The organism is Kitasatospora sp. NPDC034533, from assembly GCF_055575155.1.
The window spans coordinates 1-10,878 of the sequence record NZ_JBVITE010000119.1; the positions used below are offsets into that span (position 1 = coordinate 1).

Annotated in this window: 9 protein-coding genes; 3 read left to right on the forward strand and 6 right to left on the reverse strand. The window is 72.9% G+C overall.

Annotated features, from left to right (window positions below):
* Positions 1–203 precede the first annotated feature (203 nt).
* Positions 204–983, forward strand: a complete 780-nt coding sequence (locus tag ACZ55U_RS38045; protein WP_465534045.1) for a class I SAM-dependent methyltransferase — start codon at positions 204–206, stop codon at positions 981–983.
* On the opposite strand, the gene ACZ55U_RS38050 is transcribed toward ACZ55U_RS38045, so the two are convergent.
* Positions 937–1,581, reverse strand: a complete 645-nt coding sequence (locus ACZ55U_RS38050) for a DUF6434 domain-containing protein (protein ID WP_465534047.1) — start codon at positions 1,579–1,581, stop codon at positions 937–939. The two genes, ACZ55U_RS38045 and ACZ55U_RS38050, sit on opposite strands and share 47 nt — an antisense overlap.
* Positions 1,582–1,699: 118 nt before the next feature.
* Here ACZ55U_RS38050 and ACZ55U_RS38055 point away from each other — a divergent pair, with 118 nt between their 5' ends.
* Positions 1,700–3,004 carry a M64 family metallopeptidase gene (locus ACZ55U_RS38055; protein ID WP_465534049.1) on the forward strand — a complete coding sequence of 435 codons (1,305 nt, stop codon included), beginning with the start codon at positions 1,700–1,702 and terminating at the stop codon, positions 3,002–3,004.
* 62 nt (positions 3,005–3,066) lie between these two features.
* Here the strand turns inward: ACZ55U_RS38055 and ACZ55U_RS38060 are convergent, their stop codons facing one another.
* The 5 genes from ACZ55U_RS38060 to ACZ55U_RS38080 all read right to left on the reverse strand — a co-directional run bounded on the left by ACZ55U_RS38060 (position 3,067) and on the right by ACZ55U_RS38080 (position 8,810).
* Entirely contained in the window at positions 3,067–5,424 is a 2,358-nt protein-coding gene (locus ACZ55U_RS38060; RefSeq protein ID WP_465534051.1) for a lamin tail domain-containing protein, read from the reverse strand.
* Positions 5,425–5,779: 355 nt separating this feature from the next.
* Complete coding sequence (locus ACZ55U_RS38065; RefSeq protein ID WP_465534053.1) at positions 5,780–6,106, reverse strand: hypothetical protein; 327 nt, start codon at positions 6,104–6,106, stop codon at positions 5,780–5,782.
* Between the two features lie 360 nt (positions 6,107–6,466).
* Positions 6,467–7,066, reverse strand: coding sequence for an anthrone oxygenase family protein (locus ACZ55U_RS38070; RefSeq protein ID WP_465534055.1), 600 nt, complete (start codon positions 7,064–7,066; stop codon positions 6,467–6,469).
* 176 nt (positions 7,067–7,242) lie between these two features.
* Positions 7,243–7,890, reverse strand: coding sequence for a hemerythrin domain-containing protein (locus ACZ55U_RS38075; protein WP_465534056.1), 648 nt, complete (start codon positions 7,888–7,890; stop codon positions 7,243–7,245).
* An 83-nt stretch (positions 7,891–7,973) separates the two neighbouring features.
* Complete coding sequence (locus ACZ55U_RS38080) at positions 7,974–8,810, reverse strand: Rossmann-fold NAD(P)-binding domain-containing protein (protein WP_465534057.1); 837 nt, start codon at positions 8,808–8,810, stop codon at positions 7,974–7,976.
* A 514-nt stretch (positions 8,811–9,324) separates the two neighbouring features.
* On the opposite strand from ACZ55U_RS38080, the gene ACZ55U_RS38085 reads away from it, so the two are divergent.
* On the forward strand, positions 9,325–10,482 hold the full coding sequence (locus ACZ55U_RS38085) for a Rieske 2Fe-2S domain-containing protein (RefSeq protein WP_465534058.1): 1,158 nt from the start codon (positions 9,325–9,327) through the stop codon (positions 10,480–10,482).
* Positions 10,483–10,878 lie beyond the last annotated feature (396 nt).

Sequence of the window (10,878 nt, forward strand, 5' to 3'; positions counted from 1 at the left end):
CCAGCATCTGGCCCACCTACACCTGGCGCTACCGCACCCACACCCACACCCTCGACCTCCACAACTACACCACCACCACCCACACCAACCACACCACAAACACCAACAACTAACGAAACGTCACGAACCAGCTGAGGCGTGATCCGAGGTCGGAGAGCGGAGAACAACCACCCGGCACCCCGTCCCACAGATAGCGTCGCCGGATGGATCAGGACGAACAGCTCCGCCACGCTTCGTCGTTCGGCGCGGCAGCAGCCGCCTACGCCGAGCACCGTCCGGACTACGCGCGGGCCGCGGTGCGCTGGGCCCTCGAGTTCGCGCCCGGGTCGCGGGTGCTCGATCTCGGCGCCGGAACGGGCAAGTTGACCGCCGTGCTGGTCGAGGCGGGCGTCCAGGTCGTCGCCGTCGAGCCCGATCCGGCGATGCTGGGCGAGTTGCGCGAGTCACTGCCCGCCGTACGGGCGCCGGCGGGAAGCGCCGAGGAGATCCCGCTGCCGGACGGGGCCGTCGACGCCGTGCTGTCGGGCAACGCGATGCACTGGTTCGACATGGCCGTGGCGGGGCCCGAGATCGCCAGGGTGCTCGCGCCCGGCGGTGTCCTGGGCGGTCTGTGGAACCTCGTGGACGACCGGGTCGGGTGGGTGGCCCGGCTCGCCGAGGCAGCCGGGAGCGCGGCCATCGGGCCGCGTGACACGCCCGCCTCCTGGCGCGCCGAGACGGCGCGGATGCATCTGCCGAAGACCGGTGGGGACTCCCGGTTCGGCTCGCCGGAGCAGGAGGTGTTCCCGCACGGTCAGCGCCGCAGCGCCGACTCGCTCGTCGCGGCCCTCGGGACGCGCGCGGGGATGCTCGTCATGCCGGAGGAGGAACGGGCGGCCAGGCTCGCCGGGATCCGCGCCTTCCTCGCGGGCGAGCCGGACACCGCCGAGGGCGAGTTCACCCTGCCGATGCTGACGGGCGTTCTGCGCACCCGGAGGCCGTGAAGCCTCCCGTCGGCAACGTGCCGCCGGCGGCGGTCCTGGGCAGGGCCCGGTGGGCGTGCCAGGCCTCGCGCGCCTGGGCGCGGGTACCGGCCGGGTTCTCCCGGTGCCAGGCGCTGGTGAAGCGGTTGAACTCGAACTGCTCCGCGATCTCACGGGGCCGGGCCGCGTCCGGGCGGGTGGCGTGCCAGTGGGCGACCGCGTCGGCCAGGGTCCGGCCGGCGTTCGAGGCGATGAAGTCGCGCATGAAGGCGTCGAAGTGGAAGCCGGGCCCGATCGCCTCGACGAAGTACCCCCGCAGGACCCGGCTGCACCGCTGGCCCGGCGGGATCACCGTGTCGCCGTCGACGGGCGCGGCCAGTTGCGCGCTCGCCGGGCGGCGGGCCGGAGCGGTGGGCAGCGGCAGGCCGTCCAGCGCGGCGGCGAGCCGGGCGGTCAAGGCCGCCTTGCCGCCGTGCCGTGGGAGACCCATCGTGCGGGCCAGACCGGCCAGTTCGTCCAGCGTCCAGTACCAGCGCAGCAGCTCGGAGCCGGTGAGGCCGGCCGTCAGCGGGGGCCTGGGCTCGGCGCCTGGGGTATCGGAGCTCCGAGTTTCGATCATGGTCGTCATTCTGCCGGATCGCCGGCAGCCTACCGGGACGCTTCACGATCATGATGATTGTCAGGTCCTCGACACGGGAAGGAGGCGAGCCACAGACCGCTCTCCCGGGAGGACGCCCGTGCACCGCACCGCCGCCAGAACCGCCACCGCCCTGATCACCGCCCTACTCGCCGGAACGGCGCTCGGGGCCGCGCCCGCCTGGGGCGGTCCGGGAAGCAGTGGGCCCACGCGCCCGGTGGAGGTGTTCGCCGAGGACGGCGGCATCTCCCGCGCCCAGGCGCCGGCCGCCTCCCCGTACGTCGCCGCCCGCCCCCAGGGCGTGGCTCCGGTACGGGGCGACGGCGAGGTCACCGCGCTGGTCCACAACGGCGATCCGGCCGCCAAGCTGGACGTGGTGGTGATCGGCGACGGCTACACGGCGCAGGAGCAGGACAAGTTCCGCCCGGACGCGACCGCAAAGTGGGGCGAGCTCACCGCCGTCGAGCCGTACGCCACCTACCGCGGGCTGTTCAACGTCTGGGCGGTGTCCGCCGTCTCACCGGAGTCGGGGGTGACCGGCGATCCGGACCGGGCGACGGTGCGGCACACCGCGCTGGGCTCCTACTTCTGGTGCGACGGCGTGGAGCGGCTGCTCTGCGTGGACGAGAAGGCGGTCGAGGCGTACGCGGCGAAGGCCCCGCAGGCGGACCTGGTGCTCGTGGTGGCCAACAGCGCGAAGTACGGCGGCGCCGGCTACAACGACATCACCTCCCCGCTCGGCTACGAGGGGATCGCCACCGTGGCGGGCGGCAACGCCAAGTCCGGGCAGATCGCGGTGCACGAGACCGGGCACTCACTGGGCAAGCTCGCCGACGAGTACAGCTACCCCGACCAGGGAACCTACCAGGGCGACGAGCCGCCGGAGGCCAACCTCAGCACGCTCACCGCCGACCGGATGCGCCGCCGGGGCACCAAGTGGTCGCGCTGGCTGGGCCAGGCCTCGCCGGACGGCGGCACCGTCGGCAGCTACCAGGGCGGCGGCTACTACCCGTCCGGCCTCTACCGGCCGACCGAGAACTCGATCATGCGCTCACTCGGACGGGAGTTCAACCTGCCCGGCCGCGAGGCGATGATCGCGGGCTTCTACCGCCACGCCGCTCCGCTCACCAGCCGGACGGCCGGCGGCAGTTGGCTCACCGCCGCCGACCGCCTCAGCGTCGACCTGCCGGTGCCCGGCACCCGGCTGCGGTGGTACCTGGACGGCCGGGAGCTTCCCCGGCTCACCGACCGCACCGCATTGGACCTCACCGACCTCAAGCTGACCGGACCGCGCTCCCGGCCGCACGTGCTCACCGCCGTCGCCACCGACCCGACCCCTGCGGTCGCGGACCCGGCGCTGCGCGCCAAGCTGACGGCGAGCCTGTCCTGGCTGGTGACGCGCTAGCGGACGAGGACGGGTGCCGGTCTCCCCGGGCCCGGGGAGACCGGCACCGCCGGCCGCACCCGCTACGGCAGCGGGATGCGCACCACCTGCGGGTCGTGGTCACTGAGCTGGGTGCTGAACTCGCTGTTGATGTGCACGATGTCGTAGCTGTACGAGGTGGCCGCCAGCGAGCCGGAGATCAGGATGTGGTCCAGCACCTGCGAGTTGCCCTCGTACACGTAGGTGTAGCGCTCGGGCAGCGGCAGGGTGCGCGGCAGGTCGGTGAGCGAGCCGCCGGCGGTGAGGATGTCGGTGGTCCCGGAGAACTCGAAGTCGTTGAGGTCACCGAGCACGACGACCGAGGCGTTCGGGTCCACGGCGAGGATCCGGTCGGTGAAGTTCTTCACCAGGGTCGCCTGGTTGTGGCGCTGGGTCTCCGAGGGGTGGGCCGGCGGCTGGTAGCGGCCGAAGAGGGGCTGGTCGCCGCCCTTGGAGTTGAAGTGGTTGGCGATCACGAAGACCGGCTTGCCGTTCCAGCGGAACTCACCCGCCAGCGGCTTGCGGCTGGAGTTGAACGCCGTGTTGGTCGGGTCGATCCGCCCCGGGGAGTAGGCCAGTTGAGGCGTACCGCCCGCGTTCACCACGGAGTCGGCGGTGGTGGGGCCGGCGCCGGGGCGGTCGGTGAAGGACAGGCCGCGGTCGGTGCGGAACAGGAACACCTGGCGGATGTTGCCGCCGGGCTGTCCGCCGTCCTGGCCGTCCACCGGGTCGATCTCGCGGTAGGAGTAGGACGGGCCGCCGGCCGCGGTGACGGCCGCGGTGAGCTTGGCCAGGGTCTGGGTGGCGCTGACCGTGCCGTCGTCGGTGGCGCCGCTGTTGTCCTGGATCTCCTCCAGGGCGACCAGGTCGGGCGAGCGCAGGTTGGTGACGATGCCCGCGGCCAGGCCGTCGAACTTGCTCTGCGGGTCGGACGGGGCGAGGTTCTCCACGTTGAAGGTGGCCACGGCGAGCTGGCCGGCCGTCGGCGCGGCGGTGACCTCGGGGGCAGTGCCGCCGGGGGTGACCGTCGGGGTCGCGGTGACCTGGAGGGTGAAGTTGCCGAAGGCGTAGTCGAGCACGCCGACCGTGGCACCGCTCAGGGTGTCGCCGACGTTGGCGGTCGGGGTGGGTGCGAGCGCCTTGCCCAGGACGACCCGCTCCGGGTTGCCGTCGTTCGCCTGGAGCAGGATGCCGCCCCGGTTGGTGCGGGTGCCGCTGCCCTGCGGGACGACGGGGACCTCGCCGTAGGAGTTGGTCGGGCCGACCACGGCCGCGTTGTCGATCTCGACCCGCATGCCCTCCAGGGACTCCCAGAAGTCCAGGCCGTCGGTGGCCGGCTGGTAGTTCCCGGCGGTCTCGACGTCGCCGGAGGTGACGCTGGAGATGACCGCGGACGGGGGTATCCGCCCGCCCGGGCCGACCAGGGTGGCGGCGGGCAGCGGCGCGTTGTGGGCGACCACCGTGACGCTGGGCGCGGTCAGTTCGGTGATCGACAGGTTGTTGGTGCCGCCGCTGCCGCCCGGGCGGTACTGCGAGACGGTGGCGCTGACCGTCACCGAGTCGCCGACGGCGACCGAGGGCGCGCCGGCCGTGTAGACGTAGATGCCCTCGCTGGTGCCGGGGTCGTTGTCGGGCTGCGGGTCCTGGTACCAGAAGCCGTTGGGGCCGACGGCCGTCACCACGCCGGGCACGGCGCTGACCGCGCTGCCGGCCAGCGGGGAGACGCGGGCGGCGCCCTGGATGTCGTGGATGCGGGTGCCGCCCGGGTTCGGGGTGCCGCCGCCGGTGGAGGCGGAGTTGCGCGGCACGGGCGCGCCGATCACGAAGTCCGCCGCGTTGTTGTCGGTGTCGGTGGCGCCGCCGCCGGCGCGCAGGGCGGCGGTGCTGTTCGACAGGTTGCCGGTCGGTGAGCCCTCCGCGGAGCCGGCGCTGCTGCCGTAGCCGACGAAGTCCCGCACCCCCGGCTGGGTCGCGCAGCCCGAACCACAGGTCAGCAACGTGCCGTTGGTGACGAGTGCGACCTTGCCGGAGGTCGCGGACAGGTTGAGGGTGCCGGTGGCGTCCGCCGCCGGCAGCGCGGCCCCCGTTCCCGTCCCGGCCGCCTCCTGGACGAGGAAGTAGTGGCCGGGCGCGATCGTCCCGGAGAGCGCCGTCTTCGCCCAACTGGAGCCGCCGGCCGAGGCGTACTGCACCGTCCAGCCGGTGACGGAGACCGGCGCGGTGCCGCGGTTGTACAGCTCGATGAAATCATTGCCGTACGGGGCACCGGAGTTGCCGCCACCTCCGTACACCTGGCTGATCACGATGTCGGGCGACACCGCCTGCGCCACGCCGCCGGGCAGCGCGACCAGCGCCGCCACCACGGCCGCCGCGGAGGCCGCCGCCAGGGTTCGGCGCCGCACGCGCGGCGTTCTCGGGCTGGTCCGGGGAATCGGGGTGCTCCACATGGGGCTTGCTCCTCACCACCGCCCGGGCTCGGGACCCGGCGGTGTGACCACGGATGGGAAGGTTCGGCGCTGCGGTTGTAGCAGCGCCACCAGATCCCTACCGCTCGCACCGGGCAACGGCCAGACGTACAGCGGGAGAACGTTTCTACGCGCGACAAGTGGGAGGCTGAGTTCCGAATGGGCGGACGCGGTGCACCCAGCCGCCGACGCCCCAACGCCCCTTGTCGGCACGGATCTTGCCCAGGCCCGGAACAGCAGGAGGCCCGGGTCCGGCAGCGCTCACACCGCCGGCCCGGGCCCTCCACCGGGCTCATCCCGGACGGTGACGCGCGGGCGCCACCCGGGGCGGGCGCCGGCGCAGGGGCGCCAGCTCGCGCTCCAGGGTCCGTACGTCCAAGGCGATCCGGGACGCGATCTCGCGCGGACCGGTGCCCACGGCCAGTCGGCGCGACCAGGAGCGCGCCTTGGCCGGGCCGTCCTGGACCATGTGGAAGTCGAGCCGCAGCACGTCGGCGATGTCGACCAGGTTCACCAGGATCCTGGTGTCCGCGAGGTCGATGCTGACTTCGTTGCCGATGCACGAGCAGGCCACCAGTCCTTCGATGGCCTCCTCCGCCAGGTATCTGGCCAGGGGCACCGCCTTCCCCCGGACCAGAAACGGACGTTCCACCGGAGTCACCGGAACCGCCTCCTCCCCCAGCAGCCGTGCGGTGCCTCGGCCGCGGCGCAAGCGCACCGCAACAGACCGGGCCCGCCTATGCTCCACCACATCCGCGCTGTTCGCCAACTCGGCGTCTCACCAAGTGAATTGGATGAGTTCACCGGACCGGCGCAGTGGCGCACGACCCAGCGCACCGGCCTCGCCCCCGCAGCCTGACCACCGGGCCGAAAGCACGGCCGGGAGCGCCGGCGGGAGCACTGGCGGGAACGCCCGGGTGCCCGCCCGCACGAGGCGGACGGGCACAGCGGAGGTGTACGGGGAAGCCCGGTCCGGGGCTCAGCGGTCGCCGCGGCCGTGGAGCACCAGGGAGCGGGTCAGGGCGAGCAGGCCGCCGGTGCACAGGGCGGTGCGGAGCATGTTGACCGGCACCCAGGTATCCGCGAACTTGGCCCGCACGGCGGCCAGATCGTGGATCTGCGACGGGTCGCCGGCCGCCGCCAGCTCGTTGTTCAGCGGGATGTTGACACCCATGGTCACGAACAGCGCCACCAGGTACAGCGCCGTCCCGCCCGCCGCCCACAGCGCCGCCCGGCGCCGCCCCGACTTGTGCAGCAGCCAGGCGGCGACACCGGTCGCGAGGAACGCGCCGACGAAGACCAGGCCGAACAGCCCGTTCCCGTCGATCGCCTTGTTGATGTGCTGCATCGCCGTCACATACGTGCGGTCGTCCCCGGCCGCCAGGCCCGGCATCACCGACACGTCGAAGGCGAAGAACAACCCCGCCATCAGGCCCATCGCGATCGCGGAGCCCACCAGCAGCGGCCCGACGGCCCTGCTCCGCCCGACGGCCCGCACCGAACTCCCCACCCCCGCACCTCCGATGGTCGACGGCGGCGTCGCGTACGACAGCGGAACCGCGGTCTGATCCGAACGCATCCCAGATCCCCTTCATTCTTCCGGCTTCCGGCCCCGCGGAGTGCGGTACCGGCGAACGTGGAGCACGACACCGACCACCGTGCGGCGGGCCGCGCAACGGAACCGCGACAACCGGAACTCCGGTATTCGGCCGGGCACTTGCCGAGCCATGCCGTGCCGCAAGGTCCGGTGCCGGCTCAGAGCACCGGGGCCAGGCCGCGCCGGTAGCGCCGGTCCAGGACCGTCCGTCCCAGCAGCCGCACCGGGGCCGGGATGGTCGCCGAGACGGCCCGGACCGCCGCCGCGTCCGCGCCGTCGAACATCCAGGGCTGGAGGTAGGTCATCACCTGGGTCGGCGCGCTGCCGATGATCCGGCGCTCGACCCGCAGGTACTCGTCCACCGGCAGGCCGGCCAGCGCAGGGAAGACCACCGGTTCCTCGTGCCGCAGGTGCCCGCGCACCAGGCTCTCGAACGCGAGGGCGGCCTCCGGCAGTTCGGCGCGCAGGCCGGCGCCGAGCACTCCGGCCACCCGCCGCATCGAGGCGTCCAGCGCCTCGTGGTCCTCCTCAAGGACCCCGCTGCCGTCGAAGCCCGCCACCCGGCCGCGCAGGTACGGCCAGAGGATCTCGTCCTCGCTGTGGTGGTGCCAGTCGATCACGGCGCGCAGCCGCCCGAACCACTCCGCGAGCGCGGCGTGGGAGCCCGCCGTGCCCCGCTGGGCGACGGCGGTCAGCCGTGCGGCGTCCCGGCGCATCGCGACGTGCATCAGGCCGAAGCCCTTGAGCTGCTCGGGCAGGGCGCCGAGCCCTCGCTCCGTCGACCAGACCGTCGTGCCGTCCACCATGACCAGACCTCCAGAGTCCGTTCGGAATCCCATCGACCCCCGCCCCGGAGGCGGCCGGTCGGCGCCGCCCCGGACGGGTCGGCTCACGTGTTCCACACGCCCGTGGCGGCGGCAGCACGGGCGTAGTCGGCGAAGTCCCGCGGCTCACGCCCCAACGCCCGCCACACCCCGTCCCCCAACGACGCGTTACGGCCGTCCAGGATCACCGAGAACAACTCCGCGAAGTCCGCCGGCAGCCCCGCCTCCTCCAGCACCCCCCGGTACGCCTCCAGCGACACCGCCTCGAACCGCACCTCACGACCGACCGCCGCCGACAACTCCCCCGCCACATCCGCGAACGACAGCAACCGCGGCCCCGTCAACTCGTACACCTCCCCCGCATGCCCCGCCTCCGTCAACGCCGCCACCACCACATCCGCGATGTCCTCCGCGTCCACGAACGGCTCCACCGCACCACCCACCGGCAACGCCAACTCCCCCGCCAGCACCGGCTCCAGGAAGAACGACTCGTCAAAGTTCTGGTTGAACCACGCGCACCGCACCACCGTCCACGCGGCCCCCGACCCCATCACCGCCCTCTCCCCGGCCTCCGCCGCCTCCTCACCACGCCCCGACAGCAGCACCAGCCGACCCACCCCCCGCTCCACCGCCAACCGCGAGAACGCCCCCACCGCCTCCACCGCACCCGGAAACGCCAGATCCGGGTAATACGTCAGATACGCCGCACTCACCCCCTCCAGCGCCGCACCCCACGTCCCCTCGTCCCGCCAGTCGAACGGCACCGCACCCGAACGCGACCCCACCCGCACCTCATAACCCCGCGCACCCAACCGCTCCGCCACCCGACGGCCCGTCTTCCCCGTCCCACCGACCACCAGCACCACACCGGACTCGACCGCGAGGTCCACCACACCAGCCATCACGAACACCCTCATTCCAAGGCTCGAAGGAATCACCGGAGACCGATCCGGTCCGGGTGCCTGTCGCGCCCGGCCGGTCCGTCGTCGTGTCACCATTCAAATCCCGCCGAGCCGCACGCTCCATAGCCTCCGCACTCAGGTGCATGCGCGAGCGTCTACGTCACCGACCAGCGGCGCTCCGCCCGCCCCGACCGTCGGGCCGCCGCGACCAGGGCTCCCCCGGCCACCCACCACAACACACCCCACCACCGCCCGGAAGCGCTTTCCAGCACCTCTCGACCCCTCCTCCAGCACCCGGGGGCCGGGACCCGCGGATGCCGGAGCACCGGCCGCCGGAGACGTGCCGGCCCCGGAGCCCTCCCTCCAACCCACATGACTGATGATCAGAGTTATTGGTATTCAAGGAAGTTGGACGTGCACGCGCTCCTCGCCCATGGATAGCATCTGAATTCCATTCTGTTCGGGCGCCAATCGCCTGACAACGGCGGCGCCGGGCAGACCTACAGGAGACTTCATGCGCCTGTCCAAGCACGTCCACCCCGTCCGCAGCCACCCGACCGCGGCCGACCTCGCCCTCCCACCGGCACTGCCCTATCCCGACGGCTGGTCCGCACTCGCCTTCTCCGCCGAGCTCGCGCCCGGCACCGTCCTCACCCGCCAACTCGCTGGTGAGGACGTCGTGCTGTACCGGCTGCGCGACGGCCGCCTGCGCGCGATCCGCCCGTACTGCCCGCACCTGGGGGCCCACCTGGGCCTGGCCACCGTGGAGCGTGACGACCTGGTCTGCCCCTTCCACCGGTTCGCCTTCGACGCCGAGGGCCGCTGCGTGCGCACCGGGTACGGCACCCCGCCGCCCAAGGCCGCGCTGGCCCGGCTGCCGGTGCGCGAGGTGAACGAGACCGTCCTCGTCTGGCGCCACCACGACGGCCGGGAGCCGGACTGGGAGGTCCCCGCCTGGCACCGGCTCGGCGACCAGCCGCTGCGGTACACCTCCTTCGAGATGCCCGGCCACGCCCAGGACGTCATGGAGAACTCCTTCGACCTGGGCCACTTCGTCACCCTGCACGGCTGGCCCCAGGGCGAGTTGGCGGCCCCGGTGGAGTTCGACGGCACCCGCTTCCACATCTCGATGAGGGTCCGGGAGACCTTCCCGCTGTTCGGGACGCGCCAGGTCGACGTCGAGGTGGACGGGTACGGCCTCACCGCCCTGCACACCGACGTGCGCACGCCCTCGCTCGGCCTGGAGATCTGCTCGCTGGTGATGGCCACCCAGGTCGCCCCCGGCCGGATGCAGCTGCGCCAGGCGAGCCGCTTCGTGCTGAACGAGCCGGCCGCGCTGCCGCCGGCCCTCGCGCGGACGCTCAGCCGGGTGCTGACCAGGCTCCTGGCCGGCCCGATGTTCAGGCGCAGCCTGGAGTTCACCTCGGCCGACTTCCCGATCTGGTCCACCAAGGCGTACGCGTCACCGCCCCGGCTCGCCCCGGGTGACGGGCCGATCGGCGCGATGCGGCACTGGGCGCGGCAGTTCTACCCGCCGGACCGGCAGGGGGCCCTTCCGGAGCCGGTCGCGCTCGCCGACCGGAGCGGGCAGGGCGCACCCGGGGGCGGCGCCACGGGCGGCCTCCTGCCGGAGGCCGACGGCAAGGCGCCCAGCGTGACCGCCCGGGGCTGACCGGGACTGACCGGGACTGACCGGGACTGACCGGGACGAGCGCGCGGAGCGCCCGGCGAGCGGGGCGGCCCCTGGGGATCCTGGGGCCGCCCCGCCGTTTCCGCCTGCCCGGAGGGCCCCACCGGAGCACCCGGAACCAGAGCACCCGGAACCGCACTCGACGGGCACTAGAGGAATCCGCCTCCCGCCTCCGGCCGGAACTATGGTGCGACGCAGCCACCCCACCATCCCCCGGATTCGAACACGTATCCGACAGCGCGACGTGCCGCCACCCCGTCCACGCGTCCCGTCGCCCGCACGAAAGGAGAATCTCAATGATCGTGTCAAGCCGTCTGCGTGACCGGCGGGGCGGAGGTGAAGAGCCTCTTGTCACGCAGCATCGCCCACAGCACGTCG